The sequence below is a fragment of the Serratia sp. CY71090 genome, assembly GCF_052166845.1.
GTDB classification, from domain to species: domain Bacteria; phylum Pseudomonadota; class Gammaproteobacteria; order Enterobacterales; family Enterobacteriaceae; genus Serratia; species Serratia nematodiphila.
In genome coordinates this window covers 1-23,025 of the sequence record NZ_JBJNOA010000014.1, presented here as the reverse complement: position 1 = coordinate 23,025, position 23,025 = coordinate 1, and the positions used below count along the sequence as shown (strand labels likewise).

General features: G+C 58.2%; 21 protein-coding genes and 1 rRNA gene. 9 read left to right on the top strand and 13 right to left on the bottom strand.

The features are described from left to right. Positions 1-12 precede the first annotated feature (12 nt). Positions 13-1,674, top strand: coding sequence for an AsmA family protein (locus tag ACJ8OK_RS21650; RefSeq protein WP_442531025.1), 1,662 nt, complete (start codon positions 13-15; stop codon positions 1,672-1,674). A 37-nt stretch (positions 1,675-1,711) separates the two neighbouring features. On the opposite strand, the gene fabY is transcribed toward ACJ8OK_RS21650, so the two are convergent. The 5 genes from fabY to typA form a co-directional block, all read right to left on the bottom strand. Further along, positions 1,712-2,659, bottom strand: coding sequence for a fatty acid biosynthesis protein FabY (gene fabY, locus ACJ8OK_RS21645; RefSeq protein ID WP_004931235.1), 948 nt, complete (start codon positions 2,657-2,659; stop codon positions 1,712-1,714). Positions 2,660-2,680: 21 nt separating this feature from the next. After that, positions 2,681-3,118 carry a D-aminoacyl-tRNA deacylase gene (gene dtd / locus ACJ8OK_RS21640; RefSeq protein ID WP_025304712.1) on the bottom strand — a complete coding sequence of 146 codons (438 nt, stop codon included), beginning with the start codon at positions 3,116-3,118 and terminating at the stop codon, positions 2,681-2,683. Continuing rightward, positions 3,115-4,008, bottom strand: coding sequence for a virulence factor BrkB family protein (locus ACJ8OK_RS21635; RefSeq protein WP_004931239.1), 894 nt, complete (start codon positions 4,006-4,008; stop codon positions 3,115-3,117). The genes dtd and ACJ8OK_RS21635 overlap by 4 nt, the downstream gene beginning before the upstream one ends. 51 nt (positions 4,009-4,059) lie before the next feature. Then, positions 4,060-4,650 carry a glucose-1-phosphatase gene (yihX, locus tag ACJ8OK_RS21630; protein WP_004931242.1) on the bottom strand — a complete coding sequence of 197 codons (591 nt, stop codon included), beginning with the start codon at positions 4,648-4,650 and terminating at the stop codon, positions 4,060-4,062. Between the two features lie 166 nt (positions 4,651-4,816). Then, complete coding sequence (gene typA, locus ACJ8OK_RS21625; protein WP_048326721.1) at positions 4,817-6,640, bottom strand: ribosome-dependent GTPase TypA; 1,824 nt, start codon at positions 6,638-6,640, stop codon at positions 4,817-4,819. A 370-nt stretch (positions 6,641-7,010) separates the two neighbouring features. On the opposite strand from typA, the gene glnA reads away from it, so the two are divergent. The 4 genes from glnA to ACJ8OK_RS21605 all read left to right on the top strand — a co-directional run bounded on the left by glnA (position 7,011) and on the right by ACJ8OK_RS21605 (position 11,320). Continuing rightward, a complete protein-coding gene (glnA, locus tag ACJ8OK_RS21620) occupies positions 7,011-8,420 on the top strand; it encodes a glutamate--ammonia ligase (RefSeq protein WP_004931244.1) in 1,410 nt (469 codons plus the stop codon). A 194-nt stretch (positions 8,421-8,614) separates the two neighbouring features. Then, positions 8,615-9,664 carry a nitrogen regulation protein NR(II) gene (gene glnL, locus ACJ8OK_RS21615; RefSeq protein ID WP_004931246.1) on the top strand — a complete coding sequence of 350 codons (1,050 nt, stop codon included), beginning with the start codon at positions 8,615-8,617 and terminating at the stop codon, positions 9,662-9,664. Between the two features lie 8 nt (positions 9,665-9,672). Next, on the top strand, positions 9,673-11,085 hold the full coding sequence (gene glnG, locus ACJ8OK_RS21610) for a nitrogen regulation protein NR(I) (RefSeq protein ID WP_033631367.1): 1,413 nt from the start codon (positions 9,673-9,675) through the stop codon (positions 11,083-11,085). Between the two features lie 112 nt (positions 11,086-11,197). Continuing rightward, positions 11,198-11,320 (top strand): YshB family small membrane protein, encoded by a 123-nt coding sequence (locus tag ACJ8OK_RS21605; RefSeq protein ID WP_004931250.1) that lies wholly within the window; start codon positions 11,198-11,200, stop codon positions 11,318-11,320. A 34-nt stretch (positions 11,321-11,354) separates the two neighbouring features. Here the strand turns inward: ACJ8OK_RS21605 and hemN are convergent, their stop codons facing one another. After that, positions 11,355-12,728, bottom strand: a complete 1,374-nt coding sequence (hemN, locus tag ACJ8OK_RS21600; protein ID WP_442531021.1) for an oxygen-independent coproporphyrinogen III oxidase — start codon at positions 12,726-12,728, stop codon at positions 11,355-11,357. A 182-nt stretch (positions 12,729-12,910) separates the two neighbouring features. Beyond that, positions 12,911-13,453: a Der GTPase-activating protein YihI gene (gene yihI, locus ACJ8OK_RS21595; protein WP_015379455.1), complete on the bottom strand. Its 543-nt coding sequence runs from the start codon at positions 13,451-13,453 to the stop codon at positions 12,911-12,913. Between the two features lie 734 nt (positions 13,454-14,187). On the opposite strand from yihI, the gene yihA reads away from it, so the two are divergent. After that, positions 14,188-14,832, top strand: a complete 645-nt coding sequence (gene yihA, locus ACJ8OK_RS21590) for a ribosome biogenesis GTP-binding protein YihA/YsxC (protein WP_004931258.1) — start codon at positions 14,188-14,190, stop codon at positions 14,830-14,832. A gap of 278 nt (positions 14,833-15,110) precedes the next feature. On the opposite strand, the gene ACJ8OK_RS21585 is transcribed toward yihA, so the two are convergent. Together ACJ8OK_RS21585 and polA are read right to left on the bottom strand one after the other, a co-directional pair. Beyond that, entirely contained in the window at positions 15,111-15,158 is a 48-nt protein-coding gene (locus ACJ8OK_RS21585) for a spot 42 RNA, inhibition of DNA synthesis (protein WP_071892919.1), read from the bottom strand. Positions 15,159-15,349: 191 nt separating this feature from the next. Then, positions 15,350-18,148 carry a DNA polymerase I gene (gene polA, locus ACJ8OK_RS21580; RefSeq protein WP_033631371.1) on the bottom strand — a complete coding sequence of 933 codons (2,799 nt, stop codon included), beginning with the start codon at positions 18,146-18,148 and terminating at the stop codon, positions 15,350-15,352. A gap of 497 nt (positions 18,149-18,645) precedes the next feature. Between polA and ACJ8OK_RS21575 the strand changes: the two genes are divergently transcribed. Further along, the gene (locus tag ACJ8OK_RS21575; RefSeq protein WP_015379457.1) at positions 18,646-19,542 is read left to right on the top strand and encodes an acyltransferase; all 897 of its coding nucleotides are present in this window, start codon (positions 18,646-18,648) and stop codon (positions 19,540-19,542) included. A gap of 42 nt (positions 19,543-19,584) precedes the next feature. Here the strand turns inward: ACJ8OK_RS21575 and dsbA are convergent, their stop codons facing one another. The 3 genes from dsbA to ACJ8OK_RS21560 all read right to left on the bottom strand — a co-directional run bounded on the left by dsbA (position 19,585) and on the right by ACJ8OK_RS21560 (position 21,592). Further along, a complete protein-coding gene (gene dsbA, locus ACJ8OK_RS21570) occupies positions 19,585-20,208 on the bottom strand; it encodes a thiol:disulfide interchange protein DsbA (RefSeq protein WP_004931264.1) in 624 nt (207 codons plus the stop codon). A gap of 29 nt (positions 20,209-20,237) precedes the next feature. After that, positions 20,238-21,224, bottom strand: a complete 987-nt coding sequence (locus ACJ8OK_RS21565) for a serine/threonine protein kinase (protein WP_156866557.1) — start codon at positions 21,222-21,224, stop codon at positions 20,238-20,240. A gap of 98 nt (positions 21,225-21,322) precedes the next feature. After that, entirely contained in the window at positions 21,323-21,592 is a 270-nt protein-coding gene (locus tag ACJ8OK_RS21560) for a YihD family protein (RefSeq protein WP_004931268.1), read from the bottom strand. Between the two features lie 148 nt (positions 21,593-21,740). On the opposite strand from ACJ8OK_RS21560, the gene mobA reads away from it, so the two are divergent. Together mobA and mobB are read left to right on the top strand one after the other, a co-directional pair. Next, positions 21,741-22,331: a molybdenum cofactor guanylyltransferase MobA gene (gene mobA, locus ACJ8OK_RS21555; protein ID WP_060557999.1), complete on the top strand. Its 591-nt coding sequence runs from the start codon at positions 21,741-21,743 to the stop codon at positions 22,329-22,331. Further along, on the top strand, positions 22,328-22,846 hold the full coding sequence (gene mobB, locus ACJ8OK_RS21550; RefSeq protein WP_060558001.1) for a molybdopterin-guanine dinucleotide biosynthesis protein MobB: 519 nt from the start codon (positions 22,328-22,330) through the stop codon (positions 22,844-22,846). The genes mobA and mobB overlap by 4 nt, the downstream gene beginning before the upstream one ends. 72 nt (positions 22,847-22,918) lie before the next feature. Here mobB and rrf read toward each other — a convergent pair. Continuing rightward, positions 22,919-23,025: ribosomal RNA gene (gene rrf / locus ACJ8OK_RS21545) — 5S ribosomal RNA — on the bottom strand; the annotation flags it as partial.

The following is a 23,025-nucleotide window of genomic DNA, read 5'->3' as shown; positions in this document are numbered from 1 at the left end:
CGGATGTAGACGATGAAATTTATCGGAAAGCTGTTGCTGACGTTGCTGCTGCTGACCGTGCTGGCGGCGGTGGTGCTGTATCTGGTGGGGCAAACCCGCTGGGCGGCAGGCCGCCTGAGCGCCTGGATCAGCGACAACAGCGAATACCGCCTGTCGATAGGAAAAATCACCCATTCGTGGCGCCAGCCGGACCAGATCGGTCTGGAAGAGGTGCAGCTGGCGCGCAATGGCCAGCCGCAGGCGCTGGCCGCCAAACGCGTCGATCTCGGCCTCAGCCTGCGCCAAATCACCGAACCGCGCTATTTCCGCAGCGTCACGCTGCGTGACGGCACGCTGAACGTGCAGCCGCAGACTGCTGCGCTGCCTGTACAGGCCGACGTGCTGCAGCTGAGCAACATGGCGCTGCAATCCAACGATAACGAGTGGCAACTCAACGCGCAGCGGGTCAATGCCGGCATCACGCCGTGGCGCCCGCTGGCCGGCCATCTGCTGGGGGACAACAATCAGTTCCAGTTCAGCGCCGGTTCGATGACGCTGAACGGCATTCCCGCTTCGAAGGTGTTGGTGCAGGGGGAGCAAAAACAAGGCCAGCTGCTGTTGAACAATTTCGGCGCCGATCTGGCGCAGGGCGACCTGACCGGCGTGGCCAGCCGCGCCGCCGACGGCAGTTGGCAGGTGGATCGCCTGCGGCTGAGCGGCGTGCGCATGCAGACCCCGTTGACGCTGGCGGAATTCATGCAGCGCTTTACCACTCTGCCGCCGGTCACCCTCAAGCGTTTCGATCTGATCGACGCGCGCCTGGAAGGCAAGGCGTGGGCGTTTAACGATCTCGATCTGTCGCTGCAAAACGTCAGCATCGAAAAAGGCGACTGGCGCAGCAAAGACGGCTCGCTCAACGTCAATGCCAGCGATGTGATCAACGGCGGTTTCCACCTGATCGACCCGATCGCCACCCTGCGCCTCTCCTCCGCCGGCATCGCCATTCAGCAATTCACCACCCGCTGGGAAGGCGGGCTGCTGCGCACCTCCGGCAATTGGCTGCGCGCCGGCAAACGCCTGCAGCTGGATGAAGTGGCCATGGCGGCGCTGGAGTACACCCTGCCTATCGACTGGCGCGAGCTGTGGCTGAAACCGCTGCCGGACTGGCTGGCGGAGGTGTACGTCACCAAGCTGACCACCAACCGCAATCTGATTATCGATATCAACCCGGCATTCCCGTTCCAGATCACCGCGCTGGACGGTTACGGCAGCAACCTGCTGCTGGCGCGCGACCACCAGTGGGGCATTTGGTCCGGTTCGTTAAACCTGAACGGCAGCGAAGCGACCTTCAACAAGATCGACGTGCGGCGCCCTTCGCTGGCGCTGAACGCCGACGCCAACCAGATCGCCGTCACCGAACTCAGCGCCTTTATGCCTAATGGGCTGCTTGAGGCCAACGCGACCGTCGATCAGCTGCCGGGCAAACCATTCCTGCTGACGCTGCACGGCCGCTCGGTACCGCTCAATACCTTGCAGCAATGGGGATGGCAGCCGGTGCCGCTGACGGGCGACGGCAACCTTGAGCTGCAGTTGAAAGGGCTGTTGAACAGCGACGGGCCGTTCAAAGCTTCATTGAAGGGGACTCTGCAAGCCACCGCCGGCGACGGCCAGACGGTGAACCAACAGCTGCCGTAATCTATCGCGCGGCCCGCCGCCAGGCAGGGCCGCCGTTTTACTCTTCCAGCGCTTCGGAACCGCCCTGATCCAGCGGCACATCCGGCTCGGCCGGCAACACCATGTAAGTGCCTTCGAACACCGCGCCCTTATCCTCATCGCCGAACAGATGCACTTCGGCGTGCACGCGCGCACGGCGGCCCCGCGCCAGACGCGCCAAATCACCGCTTAGCGAACCGAGATCCGCCACCGCCCGCGGCCTGCCGGTGATCGGTTTGCTGTAGCGAATGTGCGCGTCCGCCAGAATGATAGTGCCACCGAGATGGCGCTCGCGCAGCAGCAGCCAAATCAGCCCCCAGGCGGTCAGCGTCGCCAGCGAGAACAGGCTGCCGGCAAACAGCGTATGGTGCGGGTTCTGGTTGCCGATCTCCGGCATGGTGGTGACGAAGCGCTGGCCGGTGTACTGGCTGATGCGCACGCCCATCTTTTCGCTCAGGGGGATATGTTCATACCAGGCCTGCTGCAATTGGCCGCACCAATCGGGGCGATGCAGGATATCGTCCAGCGTCGCTACCGGTTTGATCATCAAAAAGTGGCGGATCGGGGTGGTCTGCGGTGCAGTGATCTCGCCCTGATTGACGAACCCCAGCTTGGCAAAGAAATCCACCGCGTCTTCACGGGCGCTGCACACCACCCGCTTCACGCCTTCCTGCCGCGCGACGGACTCCAGCGTCATCGCCACCAGCGTCCCCAGCCCTTTATCCTGCAGCGTCGGGTCTACCGCCAGAAAACGGATCGCCGCCTCGTTATCAGCATTGATGTACAGCCGCCCGATGGCGACGATTTTACCGGCTTCATCCACCACCATTTGGTGATGGGCCATGGCGTCATAGGCATCCTTTTCCGAACCCACCGGCTGGTGCAGCGGCTTGCGCAGCATTTCCCAGCGAAACTGGTAATACTCTTTCAGTTCTTGCTCTGTTACGGGTACTCGTAGGTGATACATAGACGCCTGTTCTCCGAATGCTTAGACCTGTAGCCAGAATGTCACCGGACCATCGTTGACCAGCGCCACCTGCATGTCGGCGGCGAACTCGCCGGTCTGGGTCTCTACGCCGCGTTCGCGGCACTGGCCAACAAAATATTGATACAACCGATCGGCTTCTTGCGGCGCCGCGCCGCGCGAGAAGCTGGGCCGCATGCCCTTCTGGGTGTCCGCCGCCAGGGTGAACTGCGAAACGACCAGCACGCTGCCCCCGGCCTGCTGGACGTTGAGGTTCATCTTGTCGTTCTCGTCGCCGAAAATGCGGTATCCCAACACGCGTTCGCACAGGCGCTGCGCTTTTTGCTCGTTATCGCCCTGCTCCACGCCCAATAACACTAACAAACCGGGGCCAATTTTGCCTACCGTCTCGCCACCCACCGTGACGCTGGCGTTTAACACCCGTTGAATCAACGCAATCATTCCTGCTGCCCTTCTGGTTTTGGTTCCTGTTGCTCCGCCTTCTGCCGGCGGTAGTCGCGGTATTCGCCGATGGTCACGGTAATTTCCGCGCCGAGTAACACGATACACCAGCTCCAGTAGACCCACAGGAATAAAATCGGGATCACCGCCAGCACGCCGTAAATCAGCTGATAGGAAGGGAACATGGTGACGTACAGCGCGAATCCCTTCTTGCCCAGCTCGAACAGCAATCCGGCCACCACCGCGCCAATCAGCGCGTCTTTGGGCGGCACGCGCACCGTCGGCACGATGCAATACAGCAGCCAGAAGGAGATGCACGACAAAATCAGCGGGAAGATGCGCAGCACCTGATCCACCAGGCCATTGACGCCGGTCTGCGCCAGCCAGTTGAGCGACAGCAGGTAAGAACTGATGGCCATGCTGGCGCCCACCAGCAGCGGCCCCAGCGTCAGCACCATCCAGTACACGGCGAAGGAGAAGACGATCGGCCGTTTGTTCTTGCTGCGCCAGATGGTGTTCAGCACGCTGTCCACCGAGGAAATCAGCAACAGCGCAGTGACGATCAGCCCGCAGGTGCCGACGGCGGTCATCTTGTTGGAATTGGCGACGAACTGTTCCAGGTAGTTCTGGATCACGTTGCCGGCGGCCGGCACGAAATTGGAAAAGATAAAGCTCTTCAGCTGCTCGCTGATGTCGGAAAACATCGGGAAAGCCGCGAACAGCGCGAACACCACCGTGACCAGCGGCACCAGCGACAGCAGGGAAACATAGGCGAGATGGCCCGCCAACATCGTCAGGCCATCATGATCGATACGCTGGTACAGCAGCCGTCCGAAGGTGACGCCGGGCTTAATCGCAGAGGGCAGCTTCTTGCGGCGGAAAAACGACATGGTCACTCCTTGATGTCCGTTGATACGCCTTAAGCTTAACGCGCCCTGCGCTCATTGAGCAAAATAGGCCGGCACCACGTCGCGATCGGTGACGTGCACCGTCTTGATCCCCAGCGCCTGCGCGGCGAGGACGTTCGCCGGGTGATCGTCGAAGAACACCGCGTCGGCGGCGGCGGTGTTTTCCGCGGCCAGCACATGTTGATAGATATCGGCCTCCGGCTTGCGCATGCCGAGATCTTGCGACAAATAGAGATGATCGGCGGCGGCGGCCACTTCAGGATAGTGCTGCGGCCAGTAGTTGCAGTGCAGGCGGTTGGTGTTCGACAGCACCACCACCCGGTGGCCTTCGTTGCGCAGGCGCTGCATGATGTCGATCACTTCCGGGCGCAGCGCGACAAATACCGCCTGCCAACCGGTGGCGAATTGTTCGAAGCTGAGCGCAATGCCCATTTCATCGCACAGCTTGCCGGCGAAGTCTTCATCGCTGATTTCACCGCGCTCATGTTGCTGGAACACCTCACCCATGGCGAAACGATCGGACAGCACCGCCAACGGCGTGCCGCTCAAATTGCTCCACACGCCCAGCACACGCTTGAAATCGATATCGACGATCACATTACCTAAATCAAAGATATACAGCATAGTCCTCTCCTGATGGGCCGGTGAGATTTCACTGTAGCGGGAAAAGGAACAGCTGAACAGGGAGCGAGCGGAAAAGCGCATAGCGCGCCGCACAAACGGGGAACAACAGAGGAAAAAACTCAGGGCGCGAGAACCGCGCCCTAAGCATGAGACACTCAATCAGCGATTAAGCGTCTTTAGGACCGCGGCTGGCACGCTTACGATCGTTTTCCGTCAGGTGACGCTTACGGATACGGATCGAGGCTGGCGTTACTTCTACCAGTTCGTCGTCATCGATGAACTCCAGAGCTTGCTCCAGGGTCATTTTGATGGCCGGAACCAGGGTAGTCGCTTCGTCAGTACCGGAAGCTCGCATGTTGGTCAGCTTCTTACCGGTCAGGCAGTTTACGGTCAGGTCGTTGGAACGTGAGTGAATACCGATGATCTGGCCTTCATACACTTCCGCACCGTGGCCCAGGAACAGCTTGCCGCGATCCTGCAGGCCAAACAGCGCGAACGCGACCGCTTTGCCCTGGCCGTTGGAGATCAGCACGCCGTTCTGGCGCTGGCCCACTTCGCCCGGACGCACGTCGTCGTAGTGGCTGAAGGTGGAGTACAGCAGGCCGGTACCCGAAGTCATGGTCATGAATTCGTTACGGAAGCCGATCAGACCGCGGCTTGGGATCACGTAGTCGAGACGCACGCGGCCCTTACCGTCCGGATCCATGTTTTTCAGGTCAGCTTTACGCTCACCCATCGCCTGCATCACGGAACCCTGATGCTGCTCTTCGATATCCAGCGTTACGTTCTCGAATGGCTCCTGCTTGCGGCCATCGATTTCGCGGAAGATAACTTTCGGACGGGAAACCGCCAGCTCGAAACCTTCGCGACGCATGTTTTCGATCAGCACCGACAGGTGCAGCTCGCCACGACCGGATACGCGGAAGGCGTCCGCATCGTCGGTTTCTTCGACGCGCAGCGCCACGTTGTGCACCAGCTCTTTGTTCAGACGATCCAGGATCTGACGCGAGGTCACGTACTTACCTTCTTTACCGCAGAACGGCGAGGTGTTGACGTTGAAGAACATGGTTACGGTCGGTTCGTCGACGGACAGCGCCGGCAGCGCTTCTACGGCGTTGGTGTCGCAGATGGTGTCGGAGATGTTCAGCTCGCCCAGGCCGGTGATGGCGATGATGTCGCCCGCTTCCGCCAGGGTGCTGTCGATACGCTCCAGACCCAGGTGACCCAGCACTTTACCCACTTTACCGTTGCGAGTTTTGCCTTCGCTGTCGATGATGGTGACCTGCTGGTTCGGCTTCACTTTACCGCGCTTGATGCGGCCGATGCCGATAACGCCCAGGTAGTTGTTGTAGTCCAACTGGGAGATCTGCATCTGGAATGGCGCTTCCAGCTCAACCTGCGGCGCAGACACGTGGTCGACGATCGCCTGATACAGTGGGGTCATGTCTTCCGCCATGTCGGTGTGATCGACGCCGGCGATGCCGTTCAGCGCAGAAGCGTAGATGATCGGGAAGTCGAGCTGCTCGTCGGTCGCGTCGAGGTTCACGAACAGGTCGAACACCTGATCCACAACCCAGTCAGGGCGCGCGCCTGGACGGTCAACCTTGTTGATGACCACGATCGGCTTCAGACCGTTGGCGAAGGCCTTCTTGGTCACGAAGCGGGTTTGCGGCATAGGGCCATCCATTGCATCCACAACCAGCAGCACCGAGTCAACCATCGACATCACGCGCTCTACCTCGCCGCCGAAGTCGGCGTGTCCCGGGGTATCCACGATGTTGATACGGTAACCGTTCCAATTAATGGCGGTGTTTTTTGCGAGGATGGTAATCCCACGCTCTTTCTCCAAATCGTTGGAGTCCATTACGCGTTCGGTGGCTTCCGCACGCTCTCCGAAAGTACCGGATTGTTGCAGCAGCTTATCAACCAGGGTGGTTTTACCATGGTCAACGTGGGCAATAATGGCGATGTTACGCAAATTTTCGATCACAGCTTTGCCTCGGGCATTAGAAATAGCGCGCTATTGTACACGTATTAAGCGAGGGACTAAACAAGATCACAACCATCTCTTATAAACAACCGCGTACCGGTCAGTTTGTGATCCCTTTCACGGTGCAAAAAGCCGCAATCGTTGCACTTTTGCACCATTTCAGTGCCCACGCCCACCCCAATTGCACCATTTCGGTGCAATTTATCACTAATGGTGCATACTGTGGTTGGGTAAAACCCGCGCAGAAAGGCGATGAAAGCCTTTTTTAAAAGTTGGCACGCTTTTCGCTTTAGTCTTTTCAAGGCGAAAAAAAGCCAGTTCCACAGATTCGTTCCACGACGACGACAATGATAAACCGGGAGAGTTAAGTATGTCCGCTGAACACGTTTTGACGATGCTGAATGAGCATGAAGTGAAATTCGTAGACCTGCGTTTCACTGACACCAAGGGTAAGGAACAGCACGTGACTATCCCGGCTCACCAGGTAAACGCCGACTTCTTCGAAGAAGGTAAAATGTTTGACGGCTCCTCTATCGGTGGTTGGAAGGGCATCAACGAATCTGACATGGTGCTGATGCCGGACGCCAGCACGGCGGTTCTGGATCCGTTCTTCGAAGAACCTACGCTGATCATTCGCTGTGACATTCTCGAGCCGGGCACCATGCAAGGCTACGATCGCGACCCGCGCTCCATCTCCAAACGCGCCGAAGACTTCCTGCGCTCCTCCGGCATCGCGGACACCGTGCTGTTCGGGCCAGAGCCTGAGTTCTTCCTGTTCGACGACATCCGCTTCGGCAGCAGCATCCGCGGTTCCCACGTGGCGATCGACGATATCGAAGGCGCCTGGAACTCCGGCACAAAATACGACGGCGGCAACAAAGGCCACCGTCCGGCGGTGAAAGGCGGTTACTTCCCGGTTCCACCGGTCGACTCTTCGCAGGATCTGCGTTCCACCATGTGTCTGACCATGGAAGAGATGGGCCTGGTGGTTGAAGCGCACCACCACGAAGTGGCGACCGCCGGTCAGAACGAAGTGGCGACCCGCTTCAACACCATGACCAAGAAAGCCGACGAAATTCAGATCTACAAGTACGTGGTGCACAACGTGGCGCACGCCTTCGGTAAAACCGCGACCTTCATGCCGAAACCCATGTTCGGCGACAACGGTTCCGGCATGCACTGCCACATGTCGCTGTCCAAGAACGGCACCAACCTGTTCGCCGGCGACAAATACGGCGGCCTGTCTGAAACCGCACTGTTCTACATCGGCGGTATCATCAAGCACGCCAAGGCGATCAACGCGCTGGCCAACCCGACCACCAACTCGTACAAACGTCTGGTGCCAGGCTACGAAGCGCCGGTGATGCTGGCTTACTCCGCCCGTAACCGCTCCGCGTCCATCCGTATCCCGGTGGTCGCCAGCCCGAAAGCGCGCCGCATCGAAGCCCGCTTCCCGGATCCGGCGGCTAACCCATACCTGTGCTTCGCCGCACTGCTGATGGCCGGCCTGGACGGCATCATCAACAAGATCCACCCTGGCGATGCCATGGACAAGAACCTGTACGACCTGCCGCCGGAAGAAGAAGCCGAGATCCCAAAAGTGGCCGGCTCGCTGGACGAGGCGATGGCCGCACTGAACGAAGACCGCGAGTTCCTGACCCGCGGCGGCGTGTTCACCGACGATGCGATCGATGCCTACATCGAACTGCGCAAAGAAGAGATGGACCGCATTCGCATGACGCCACACCCGGTTGAGTTCGAACTGTACTACAGCGTCTAAGTTCTACCCGCGCCGTCTGCCCTGGCGGACGGCGCCCACAATTTTTGTTATCGCTTTTTTGTTGCCGTGGAAACTTTCAGCCCATCTTCGGATGGGTTTTTTTCTCCACCGTATTTTCTGCAAAACTATTCCATACCGTGTCGATCCCGGATGGAGTAGGATAGATGCACTAAAAAGGTGCAGGAGTCTGCTGTATGGCAACTGGCAAGCTGCCCGATGCTGGGCAGATCCTCAATTCACTCATCAACAGCATCCTGCTGTTGGATGACTCTCTGGCGGTTCACTACGCCAACCCGGCGGCACAGCAGCTGCTGGCGCAAAGCTCCCGCAAGCTGTTCGGCACGCCGCTGCCCGATTTGCTCGGTTATTTTTCGCTGAACGTCTCTTTGATGCGCGAAAGCCTGCGCGCCGGGCAGGGCTTCACCGACAACGAAGTGACTCTGGTGGTCGACGGCCGCGCGCATATCCTTTCCCTGACCGCTCAGGCGCTGCCGGAAGGCTATATCCTGGTCGAACTGGCGCCGATGGACAATCAGCGCCGCCTGAGCCAGGAACAGCTGCAGCATGCCCAACAGGTGGCGGCCCGCGATCTGGTGCGCGGTTTGGCGCACGAAATTAAAAACCCGCTGGGCGGCCTGCGCGGCGCGGCGCAGCTGCTGGCCAAGGCGCTGCCCGATCCGGCGCTGACCGAATACACCAAGGTGATCATTGAGCAGGCCGATCGGCTGCGCAATCTGGTGGATCGCCTGCTCGGACCGCAGCGGCCCGGCCAGCACATCACCCAGAGCATCCATCAGGTCGCGGAGCGCGTCTGCCAGCTGGTGTCGCTGGAAATGCCGGATAACGTCACGCTGGTGCGCGACTACGATCCGAGCCTGCCGGAAATGGCCCACGACCCGGATCAGATAGAACAGGTGCTGCTGAACATCACCCGCAATGCGCTGCAGGCGCTGGGTGAGGCGGGCGGCACCATCACGCTGCGCACCCGCACCGCGTTTCAGATAACGTTGCACGGCACCCGCTATCGCCTGGCGGCGCGCATTGACGTCGAAGACGACGGCCCCGGCGTGCCGGCGCAGCTGCAGGACACGCTGTTTTACCCGATGGTCAGCGGCCGTGAAGGCGGTACCGGCCTGGGATTATCCATCGCCCGCAATCTGATCGATCAGCATTGCGGAAAAATTGAGTTCAACAGTTGGCCAGGTCATACCGAATTCTCGGTCTACCTGCCCATTCGTCAGTGAGGTTTGCAATGCAACGAGGGATAGTCTGGATCGTCGATGACGATAGCTCCATCCGCTGGGTGCTTGAGCGCGCGCTCACCGGCGCGGGCCTGAGCTGCGCCACCTTCGAAGGCGGCAATGACGTGCTGGAAGCCTTGGCCACGCAAACCCCCGACGTGCTGCTGTCCGATATCCGCATGCCGGGCATTGATGGTCTGGCGCTGCTCAAGCAGATCAAACAGCGCCACCCGATGCTGCCGGTGATCATCATGACCGCGCATTCGGATTTGGACGCCGCCGTCAGCGCCTATCAGCAAGGGGCCTTCGACTACCTGCCGAAGCCGTTCGACATCGACGAAGCGGTGGCGCTGGTCGAGCGCGCCATCAGCCATTATCAGGAGCAGCAGCAGCCGGTGCGCAGCCAGCCGGCCAGCGATCCGGCGGCGGACATCATCGGCGAAGCGCCGGCGATGCAGGACGTGTTTCGCATCATCGGCCGGCTGTCGCGTTCGTCGATCAGCGTGCTGATCAACGGCGAATCCGGCACCGGTAAAGAGCTGGTGGCACATGCGCTGCACCGCCACAGCCCGCGCGCCAAATCACCGTTCATCGCCCTGAACATGGCCGCTATTCCCAAGGATCTGATCGAGTCCGAGCTGTTCGGCCACGAGAAAGGCGCCTTCACCGGCGCTAACCAAATCCGTCAGGGGCGCTTTGAACAGGCCGACGGCGGCACGCTGTTCCTCGACGAGATCGGCGATATGCCGCTCGACGTGCAAACGCGCCTGCTGCGGGTGCTGGCGGACGGCCAGTTCTACCGGGTCGGCGGCTATGCGCCGGTGAAGGTCGACGTGCGCATCATCGCCGCCACGCACCAGAACCTGGAGCTGCGGGTACAGGAAGGCAAGTTCCGCGAGGATCTGTTCCACCGCCTGAACGTGATCCGCGTACACCTGCCGCCGCTGCGCGAACGCCGTGAAGACATCCCGCGGCTGGCGCGCCACTTCCTGCAGATCGCCGCCAAGGAGCTGGGCGTCGAGGCCAAGAACCTGCATCCGGAAACCGAAACCGCGCTGACCCGCCTGCCCTGGCCGGGCAACGTGCGCCAGTTGGAGAACACCTGCCGCTGGCTGACGGTGATGGCCGCCGGGCAAGAGGTGCTGATTCAGGATCTGCCGGGTGAACTGTTCGAAACCGCTGTGCCGGAGAGCCCCAGCCACAGTCTGCCGGACAGCTGGGCCACGCTGCTGGCGCAGTGGGCCGATCGCGCGCTGCGTTCCGGTCATCAAAATCTGCTGTCGGAAGCACAGCCGGAAATGGAGCGCACGCTGCTCACCACCGCCCTGCGCCACACCCAGGGGCACAAACAGGAAGCCGCGCGCCTGCTGGGCTGGGGGCGCAATACCCTCACCCGCAAGCTTAAAGAGCTGGGCATGGAATAGGAACGGGGTGGATGATGAAAAACGCAGTCCGGCGCACAAAAAAACGCCAACCTCAGGCTTTACAGCAGGTGCGGGCGCAGTATGATCGTGTCGCACACTCTGGAGGTTGACGATGCTGGACTCATTCATCGCATTCATTTCTCAGGGCGCGGAGCTGGGCTCCGCCGCCAGCCACACCCCGCAGGCGGCGGTCGCCGCAGTGTTGTGCGCCGCGCTGATTAACTTCTTCAGTTAAAAAAACAGCCGCATCAGCGGCTGTTTTTTCATCCTCAGATCACCCGTGAGAACTGCTGGCTGCGCGCCTGTTGCCGCAGATAGCGGTCAAAACACATGCAGATATTGCGGATCAGCAAGCGCCCGCGCGGCGTGACGCGAATGCCCTGCTCGTCGCGCTCCACCAGCCCATCGCGTTCAAACGGCGCCAGCAGCTGCAGGTCTTCGGCGAAATAGGCGGTGAAATCGATGCCGTATTGCCGTTCGAGCGGCTGATACGCCAACCGAAAGTTGCAGATCAGGGTTTTGATCAGATCGCGCCGCAGGCAATCGTCGTCCGTCAGCGCCAGCCCGCGCCACAGGGCGTTGCCCTGCGCCGGTACGCTCTCATAGTAACGCTTCAGCTCTTTCTGGTTCTGCGCATAGCTGTCGCCGAGCATGCTGATGGCCGACACGCCCAACCCCAGCAAATCGCTGTCGCCCTGGGTGGTATAACCCTGGAAATTGCGGTGCAGCTTGCCTTCGCGTTGCGCAATCGCCAGCTCATCGTCCGGGCGTGCAAAGTGATCCATGCCGATAAACTGATAGCCGGCGTCAGTCAGGAACGCGATGCTCTGCTGCAGGATATCCAGCTTCTGCTGCGCGCTGGGCAGATCGGCGTCTTTGATTTTGCGCTGGGCGGCGAATAAATTCGGCATATGCGCGTAGTTGAACACGCTGAGGCGATCGGGATTCAGTTCAGCCACCCGCTGCAGGGTGAAGGCGAAGCTTTCCGGCGTCTGTTTCGGCAGGCCGTAGATCAGATCGATATTGGTCGAGCGGAAGCCCAGCGCTTTGGCCCGCTCGATCAGGGCGAAGATAAAGGCTTCGTCCTGCTCGCGGTTGACCAACTGCTGCACCTGCTTGTTGAAATCCTGCACCCCCATGCTCAGGCGGTTAAAGCCTTCGGCGCGTAAATGATCGAGCACATCCAGCGCTATCTCGCGCGGATCGACCTCGATCGACATCTCCGCATCGGGCAGAAAATCAAAATGTTCGCGCAGCAGCGCCACCAGCCGGCTGATTTGCGCTTTATCCAGATAGGTTGGCGTACCGCCGCCCCAGTGCATCTGGCCAACCTTGCGGCCGGCGAACAGCGGCGCACGGCTGGCGATCTCTTGCGCCAAAACGTTCAGGTATTCGTCGGCCTTGTGCGTCTGGCGCGTCACCAGCTTGTTGCAGCCGCAGAAGTAGCACAGCTTATGGCAGAAAGGGATATGCACATACAGCGACAGCGGGCGCTCAGGGTAGCGCACCGCGGCGCGTTGAAACGCCGCTTCGTCGTAGCGCTGGTTAAACTCGAGCGCCGTGGGGTATGAGGTATAACGCGGCCCTGAGTAGTTATATTTTTGGATCAGGGCCAAATCCCAGACAATCGTCTGCTCTGACATGCTCACTCCTTCCGATATCTTTTTCTACCGGGCCGGGAGAGAGGCGGTTGTCTGCGCTGTCTGGCCACGGAAGCGCTGCGAAAACGCGCTTTGCGCTTAGACAGCCGCCATAGTTTACCGAATAACCACAGCAGATAACACATCAAGAGTAGGGCTATTGTCGGGATCAGCCACATGGCGCGTTAAAAGGCGTCCTTCGGGTTACCGCCTTTCAGCAGCTTCAGAATATCTTCCTGCTTCTCTTCTTCTTCTTCGTCGTCTTCATCGCCCAGCTCGATGCCCAGCACGTCCATCAGCACATCGATACGATCCAGCGTCTTGTCGACATACGCCTGCTCTTGCGCGTTCAGCGTTTCGCCATCGTCGATGCGATCCAGCAGCGCGTTCAGGCGTTCGTCATTTTCCAGCTTCGCCAGCTCTTCTTCCGGCGACAGACGCGGTTTCGCTTCGGCCTTTGGCTTCGGCTGCGGTTTGGCCTTCACTTTGGTTTCGTCGACCACCAGCGCAACCGGCACTTTACTGCCGATACGCGGATCTTTGGCTTCCGCCGCCGATTTGTTTTTCTGGCTGCCGGACTCGACCTGAGTGCGTGAACCGGAAGCGTGGCCGCGGCGCTTTTTCAGGCGTTTGCGCTCGCGCGCTTCCTGATCGAGCTCCATACGGCTTTTCTTTTTCGTTTTTGACTTCGCCGCGCTGCCGCGAGGTGCTTTTGATGGCTGGTTCATAGCGTGTGCTCTTAGGTATGTAGATTCAGTATAGAATTGCGGCGGAATCTAGCAGAAAGCGGACAAAGAAAAAAGGCGGCAGGTTAAACCTGCCGCCTATTTCGCACCTTCTTGCGAAGGGTATTCCTGTTACGCGCTCCTTGCGTACATGCAACATCCCGGTTTTTCCTTCTGCTATAACCGCATTCCCTGCCACTACGTCCTTCATCCTGAAAGGAAAATCGTCCATGGCGCAATCCATTCGCATCCGCTCTTCCCGAGCGCGCTTCCTGCGGGCATCCAAACTGCCGATACTTCACCATCCGATGTGCCTGCCGCCTATTCCGGTGCGAAAGGGTCACTTCCTTTTGCGTTCATCCTGGCACTCATTGCACGCCCTGTGCATTCCCTGAGATTTGTCATCCTTCCCGGATGTTCCCTAATCCTGCGCAACCCTGCGTTAACGAGTACTTTACGTTATTGTTGCGAAGGCTCAAGGCACCTGACGCCGATTTGACTGACATTTCCACACAACGAAAAAACAACATGTTGTTTTTAAAATAAAAATAGAAATATCACTTTCGAATAAAGCGACATTACCCGCGATTCGAATGGCAAATGTCTCACAACGTACGGTCGGCTTAACTGTCGTTTTATCGCGCCCCGCCGCTTAAAAACGGAGAAACACGCCATTTTTACCGCTGATGCAGTTATAATCGCCAACCAGTTAGCCATCCTCACGGAGACGAAAAATTTTGACCAGCAAGAACTACAACTATCATGTGACCCATTTCGTCACCAGCGCACCCGATATTCGCCATCTTCCGGGGGATGCAGGAATTGAAGTCGCCTTTGCCGGCCGTTCCAACGCCGGTAAATCCAGCGCGCTGAATACGCTGACCAACCAAAAAAGCCTGGCGCGCACCAGTAAGACGCCGGGGCGCACCCAGCTGATCAACCTGTTCGAAGTGGAAGACGGCATTCGTCTGGTCGACCTGCCGGGTTATGGCTACGCCGAAGTGCCGGAAGAAATGAAGCGCAAATGGCAACGCGCGCTGGGCGAATACCTGCAGATGCGCAACAGCCTGAAAGGGCTGGTGGTGCTGATGGATATCCGCCATCCGCTGAAAGATCTCGACCAGCAGATGATCCAGTGGGCGGTCGACGTCGGCACGCCGGTGCTGGTGTTGCTGACCAAGGCCGACAAGCTGGCCTCCGGCGCACGCAAGGCACAGCTCAACATGGTGCGTGAAGCGGTGCTGCCGTTTATGGGGGATATCCAGGTCGAAGCCTTCTCATCGCTGAAAAAGATCGGCGTCGACAAGCTGCGCCAGAAGCTGGACACCTGGTTTAACGAGATCCCGCCGGAAGTGCTGCCGGAAGAGGACATCGGCGAATAAGCCCTGATCGCACGTTTGAGCCGATGTCTTACCGCATCGGCTTTTTTATGCCCGCAGATCGGCCGCAGGCGGGATTTTTTGTTATCTAATTACACTTTTGAAATAAAGCCATCATAAAGACTTATTGCCAAAACGGGCTTGTCTCGCCGAATTACGCGGATTGAGGGAGCGGAAGCTGAAATGAAAAGCGAGGCCGAGCGATAGGAAAAACGTATGGTTTGCTGCTGTTTTTACAATAAAAAACGCCCCAGTCAATACTGACTGGGGCGGCTAAATATTCAGCCAAATCCGATTACGTGAAGTAAAAGGTCTGAAAGATAGAACATCTTACCTCTGTACCCTACGCCTGTAACTCTACATCATTTTTTCGCAGGGAAAAAGAATTTTTTGTAGTTTACTTACACAATTTGCGGCGCAAGAACGGCGAAGTTGGGGAAACTATCGCCGCATCTTGTAGCTTAATTACGAAAAGTGCTTAGCTTCTCGCCAGTTAGCGCATACGGCGATAACCCGGCGATCAGTGCGCTTCATCCCAGTTCATGCCGACGCCCACATCGACCTTCAGCGGCACCGCCAGGGCCATGCTGCCTTCCATCAGTTGGCGGATGCGCTGGCTGGCTTCTTCGATCACCGATTCATGCACCTCGAACACCAATTCATCGTGCACCTGCATGATCGCGCGCACCAACGGCTTCTCCTGCCCTTGCAGCCAGGCGTCGACCTCGATCATCGCACGCTTGATGATATCGGCTGCCGTGCCCTGCATCGGGGCGTTGATGGCGGCGCGCTCGGCCGCCTTGCGGCGCATGGCGTTGCTGGAGCGGACGTCCGGCAGATACAGACGGCGGCCGTCCAGCGTGCTGACATAGCCCTGCTCGGAAGCCTGCTGACGGGTGCGCTCCATGTAATCCAGCACGCCCGGGTAACGCTCAAAGTAGAGATCCATATAGCGCTGGGCTTCCCCACGCGGGATCCCCAACTGACGCGCCAGGCCGAAGGCGCTCATGCCGTAAATCAAACCGAAGTTAATCGCCTTGGCGCTGCGGCGCTGCTCGCCGGTCACTTTATCCAACGGCACGCCGAAAACTTCCGACGCCGTGGCGCGGTGAATGTCTTTCCCTTCGGCAAAGGCCTTCAGCAGCCCCTCATCCTGTGATAGATGCGCCATGATGCGCAGCTCGATCTGCGAGTAGTCGGCCGCGACGATGCGGTAGCCTTCCGGCGCAATAAAGGCCTGGCGAATGCGCCGCCCTTCTTCGTTGCGCACCGGGATATTCTGCAGGTTCGGATCGCTCGAGGAGAGACGGCCGGTGGCGGTCACCGCCTGATGGTACGAGGTATGCACCCGGCCGCTGACCGGATTGATCATCAGCGGCAGCTTGTCGGTATAGGTGGTCTTCAGCTTCGCCAGGCCGCGGTATTCCAGGATCACCTTCGGCAGCGGGTAGTCCAGCGCCAGCTCGGCCAGCACCTCTTCGTTGGTGGACGGTGCCCCGCCCGGGGTTTTCTTCAGCACCGGCAGCTTTTGTTTTTCGTACAGGATCGCCTGCAGCTGCTTGGTCGACGCCAGGTTGAACGGCTCTTCCGCCAGCTCGTGGGCCTGCGCCTCCAACTCTGCCAGACGCTTGGCCAACTCCTGGGAGTGGGCCGACAAAATGGCCGGATCGATCAGCACCCCGGTGCGTTCGATATGCGACAGCACCGGCAGCAGCGGCATTTCAATCTCATTGAATACCGTCAGCAGTTCCGCGCTCTGTTTCAGCTGCGGCCACATCGCCAGGTGCAGCTGCAGCGTGACATCGGCGTCTTCGGCGGCGTAAGGCGCCGCCTGCTCCAGCGCGATCTGATTGAACGTCAGCTGGTTTTTGCCCTTGCCGGCGATCTCTTCGAAGGTGATGGTTTTGTGGCCCAGATAACGATCGGCCAGGCTGTCCATATCGTGACGGCCGCCGACGCTGTCCAGCACATAGGACTCCAGCATGGTGTCGTAGGCGATGCCGCGCATCTCGATGCCGTAGCGCGCCAGCAGGCTCATGTCGAACTTCAGGTTTTGCCCGACCTTGAGCGCCTTCTCGTCTTCCAGCAGCGGCTTGAGCGCCTCCAGCACGTAAGCGCGATCCAGCTGCGCCGGCGCATCCAGGTAATCGTGCGCCACCGGCAAATAAGCCGCTTCGCCCGGCGCGACCGCGAAGGACAGGCCGATCAGGTTGGCGGTCAGGGTATCCAGACCGTCGGTTTCGGTATCGAAGGCAAACACGTCGGCCTTTTTCAGCCGCGCCAGCCAGTCGGTAAAGGTCGCTTCATCCAGGATAGTGACATACCCGTCCTGGGACAGCTTGGCTTCCGCCAAGGCTTTCGGCGCTTCCACGGCGGCTGCCGGTTTGGCGACGCCGGCAGCTTTCGCGCCCGCGCCTTTCTTGTTTTCCAGCCAGACGCCGGCTTCCACGTCCGCCAGCCAGCGTTTGAACTCGTACTGTTTGAACAGCTGTTGCAGCGTATCGACATCCGGCTCGGAGACCGTCAGGTCCGCGCAGGTCAGATCCAGTTCGACGTCGGTTTTGATCGTCGCCAGCTTATAGGAGAGGTACGCGACCTCTTTGTTCTGCTCCAGCTTGGCCGCCATGGTTTTGGCGCCGCGGAAGCTCAGCGTGGCGATGTTCTCCAGATTGCCGTACAGCGCATCCAGCCCGCCGATCCCCTGCAGCAACGCCTGGGCGGTTTTCTCGCCCACGCCCGGCACGCCGGGAATGTTGTCCGATGAATCGCCCATCAGCGCCAGGAAGTCGATGATCAACTCCGGCGGAATGCCGTACTTGTCGCACACTTCCTGCGGGCCGAGGATCGTGTTGTTCATGGTGTTGATCAGGGTGACGTTCGGCGTCACCAGCTGCGCCATGTCTTTGTCGCCGGTGCTGATCAGCACCGCATGGCCGGCCTTTTCGGCCTCCAGCGCCAGCGTACCGATAACGTCGTCCGCCTCAACGCCGGGTGTCACCAGCAGCGGCAGGCCCATCGCTTTGACCATGCTGTGCAGCGGCTCGATCTGCGCGCGCAGATCGTCCGGCATCGGCGGCCGGTGTGATTTGTATTCAGCGAAGAGATCATCGCGGAAGGTCTTCCCTTTGGCATCAAACACCACGGCAACGTGGCTCGGTTGATACTGCAGCAGCAGGCTGCGCAGCATATTCAGCACGCCGTACATCGCGCCGGTCGGCTCGCCCGCCGAGTTGGTCAGCGGCGGGAAGGCGTGATAAGCGCGGTAGAGGTAGGAGGAACCGTCAACCAGGATTAGTGGGTTTTCTGCAATCTGGGCCATAGCGTTTCTTTATCGTGATCGGACATAGGGGTAAGCATGCCATAGCTGGCCGCCGGAGACGAACCTTAGCGTGCATTGCGGACGAAAATGATGTGATTGTGTGCGAGGATCCGCAAGATCTTACCTGTGGATAACTTTGTGCATAGAAAAGAGACCGAATTATAACGCTGCGATTATCGTTATAACGGCGAATAAAATTCCTATTTAAATCACCGCGTTAAAAGAACGAATTCCGGCGATGCTTTATTACTGGCATTTATTGAATTTGTGGATATAACTTTCGCCGGATTTTAATCGCACTATTAATCAAATTCGGCGCCTCAATTACCATAGCACAAGCTGGACAAGTTGCACGAAAACTCAGCAAATGGTTATCCATCGAGACGAAAAACAGTGATTTTTAGCGGCGCTTTACCCCGGCGATTTCTGTTAAAATGCGTTTTTGTTCATGCGCTTTGGCATGCAACGATGTTCCCAACAACCGTCAGCCCATAATCATGCCAAGATTGTTAACGCCTGTTATCTTTATCATTTCCGTCATACTTACCATTCTGGTGACGGTGTTGTGCTCCATCCCCATCACGCTGGCCGGCATCGTGAAACTCCTGGTGCCCATTCCCGCCGTCTGGCGATATATCTCGGCTTTCGCCGATTTCATGATGTGGTGTTGGTGCCAAGGGCTGGCGTTGTTATTGCGCATTAACGGGCAATTGCGTTGGGATATTGAAGGGCTGGAAGGGTTGGATCGCAAAAACTGGTATCTGCTGATCAGCAACCACGAAAGCTGGTCGGACATTGTTGTGTTATGCGTGCTGTTCAGAAATCATATTCCAATGAATAAGTATTTCCTCAAGCAACAGCTCGCCTGGGTGCCTTTTGTCGGCCTGGCCTGCTGGGCGCTGGATATGCCATTCATGAAGCGTTATTCCCGCGCCTATTTGCTCAAGCACCCGGAAAAACGCGGCAAGGATATCGAAACGACGCGCCGTTCCTGCGAAAAATTCCGCCAGCGCCCAACCACCATCGTCAATTTCGTCGAGGGTTCGCGCTTCACTGAAGCCAAGAAAATTAAAAGCAATTCGCCGTATCGCAATTTGCTGGCGCCTAAAGCCGCCGGCATCGCGTTTACCCTTAGCGCGCTGGGCAATCAGTTCGACAAAGTGTTGAACGTTACTCTGCTCTATCCGGAAAATAACCAGCGGCCTTTTATGGATATGCTGTGTGGGCGGCTGACGCGTATCGTGGTGAGAATAGAGACGCTGCCGATCGATGAAACCCTGCACGGCGACTACTTCAACGACAAACAGTTCAAGCGGCGCTTCCAGCTGTGGCTGAATACGCTGTGGCAGGAAAAAGACCGGTTGCTGGATAAATTGAAGCGGCAATACGGATAAAAAAACGCCGGCGATGCCGGCGTTTTTCATGTTGAATCAGGCTTATTTCTGCTGGCTGAGGAATTTAACCACATCGGCGAACTGCTTCACGTAAGCGTCCATCGAGCTGGTGTCCAGGCCATCGTTTTTCACCATGTATTTGCCGTTGACGAATACCGCCGGCACGCCGCGCAGCTGCAGATCTTCTGCGGCTTTCTCCTGTTGAACCACCAGAGATTTCACCACGAAGCTGTTCCAGGCCGCGTCATAATCTGCGGCGGTCACGCCCGCTTTCACGAAGACGTTGCGGATATCGTCCGGCGTTTGCACGGTCTGGGTTTTCTGCACCGCTTCAAACATCAGCGGGCTCACCTTGTCTTCCACGCCCAGCGCCATCGCCACCGCCCACGCCTGAGTCAGCTGTTTGCCCAACGGCCCCAGGAACTCCACGTGGTACTTGGTCATTTTGGTGCCGGCAGGCAGCGCTTTCTTTACGTTCTCAGACACATGATAGACCTGCTCGAACTGGTAGCAGTGCGGGCAGTAGAAGGAGAAGAACTCCAACACCTGCGGCTCGCCGGTCACCGGTTTGTCCAGAGTCACATACTGAGCGCCATCGCTAAACTGTGCCGCCGAGGCACTGAATGCCATTACCATGCCAACGAGCGCCAACCATATTTTTTTCATAAGACTAAACTCTCCATTGTGTTAAAGCTTCAATACATTGGCGTCAGCTGCAGAGGGGGCTCCTGCAACAGCTTAACCTGTTCGGTGAAGGCCGCAGTCTGAGACAACCAGAAATCAGACTCCGCCATCCACGGAAAACTCTTAGGGAAGGCCGGATCCTGCCAGCGGCGAGCGACCCAGGCCAGGTAATACACCATGCGCATCGCCCGCAGTGGTTCAATCAACGCCAGCTCGCGCTGATCGAACTCGGCAAATTCGCTATACGCCTCCAGCAAGACATCCAGCTGCATCAGTTGATCGCGACGTTCGCCGTGCAGCAACATCCACAGATCCTGCACTGCCGGGCCGTTGCGCGCGTCATCAAGATCGACGAACAGCGGGCCATCGCGCCACAGAATATTGCCCGGATGGCAATCACCGTGCAAACGGCGCGGCTGCCAGTTCAGATGCCAGTGCGACTTGATCGCCGCAATCAGATCATCCGTCACCTGCAGGAACGCGTCACGCTGCGTTGCCGGTAGCAGCTCGCAATCGGCCAGCACCTGGCGCGGGGCGGTGAGGTACTCTTCAATCCCCATCGTTGGCCGCTCGGCAAACAAACGCTCACCGCCGACCTGGTGGATACGCCCCAGAAAACGGCCCACCCATTCCAACTGATCCAGATTGTCTATCTCGTATTGCCGGCCCCCCACGCTGGGGAACAGGGCAAAGAAAAAGCCGCCGTGCGTATGCAGCGTAGCGCCTTGCAGCGCCAGCGGCGCCACCGCCGGGATCTCCGCGCCGGCCAGATCCAGAGCGAACTGATGTTCCTCACCGATCTGTGCGGCGCTCCAGCGCTCCGGGCGGTAAAACTTCACCACGTAGCGCCGGCGATCTTCGTCCATAAACTGATAGACGCGGTTCTCGTAGCTGTTCAGCGCCGTGAGGCCGGAATCGACGCGCAGGCCAACTCCTTCTAGCGCGTCCATAATCAAATCTGGCGACAGGGTTTCGAAATTAAAAGCAGAGTTATTCATAACGTTCGTTTGATCGCTGACAGCACGGTGCCGGGAATGAGAAATAGTAGCATTAATGGCGCATTTCACGCGCGATGCTTTCTCGCACCGCACGAGGATCAGTCCTTGATAACGCCGCGAGCGCGCAGCAGCGCCGTTTTAAAATCTTCTTCGTAATCTTTCTTCAGACCCGGGATCTGATCCGTGCCTGCACTACCGCGCATTTTCAGGTGATAAATGAGAATATCGTCGCTCAGTTCGGACAACTCGCCCTGGAAGCCCGCTTCCTTCGCCAGCTTTTGCAAAAACTGCATCAAATTGAGATCGGGATCTTCCTGCCAGGCCGGGTGCAACAGCTCGATCAACTCGTTTACGCGATGCGTTTTCATCTCAATATCGTCCAATAGCATGAATAAACTCACAAAGTAGCAGGCTTACCCACACAGTGAAAGAACCGGCTTGTCAATAAAGGTAAATCCTGATGTCACGCCTGCTTTAGCGCTACAATCAGCCCATCGACAAGGCGGGATAAACGAGATGCATAAAGAAATCAGCGGCGTCATTTTGGCCGGTGGACGGGCCACGCGTATGGGCGGTGAAGACAAAGGCCTGGTGTCGATTGGTGGTATCGCACTCTATCAACACATATTGGCTCGGTTACGGCCGCAGGTGGCTTCCATCGTCATCAGCGCCAATCGCAATCAGGCATGTTATCAGGCGAGCGGTTTGCCGGTGATTGGCGATCTGACGCCCGATTTCGCCGGGCCGCTAGCCGGTATGCTGGCCGGGCTCAAGCAATCTTCCAGCGAATGGGTGGCCTTCGTCCCTTGTGACGTCCCTGACTTTCCCACCGATTTAGTCGCTCAACTCTGGCGACAAAAAGACGCGGCGCCGGCGGCCTTTGCCAGTGATGGCGAGCGAGATCACCCTACGCTGGCGTTATTGCATACCCAACTAGCGCCGCAGCTGGCCGACTACCTGGCGCGCGGTGAACGCAAGCTGATGCTGTTCTTGCATCAAATTGGCGCACAACGCGTAGTGTTCAGCGGGCAGCAAACGGCATTTCATAACCTGAATACGCCGGAAGACTGCCTACATTGGCAGCAAACACGAGAGCTAAAGAAATGAATCGTTCATTGCCCCCCTTGCTGGCCATCGGCGCCTACAGCGGTACGGGAAAAACCACCCTGCTCAAACAGCTAATCCCGTTGCTGAAACAACGCCAGGTAAGGATTGGACTGATCAAACATACGCATCACGATATGGATGTGGATACGCCAGGTAAGGACAGCTATGAGCTGCGTAAAGCGGGCGCCGAGCAAACGCTGGTCGCCAACGATCGCCGCTGGGCATTAATGACCGAAACGCCGGAGCAACAACCTTTGGATCTGCGCTATCTGGCTGAGCGTTTTGATGCCGATAAGATCGATTTAATTCTTGTTGAAGGGTTTAAACATGAGCCGGTCAGCAAAATCCTGCTTTATCGGGCCGAGATCGGCAAACCGTTGGAAGACATGTTGGATCAGTTTGTCGTCGCGGTAGCCAGCGACCGACCACTATCCATCTCAGCTAAGCAGCTGGATCTCAATCAACCGGAAAGCATCGCCGACTTTATTGTCGAGTGGTTGAAAGGCGCAGCGTAGCTGCGCTTTTTTACGTATTGCACATAGCAAAAAGCCCTGAACGTCAGTTCAGGGCTTTTTGCTTTATTTGATGCCTGGCAGTGTCCTACTCTCGCATGGGGAGACCCCACACTACCATCGGCGCTACGGCGTTTCACTTCTGAGTTCGGCATGGGGTCAGGTGGGACCACCGCGCTATT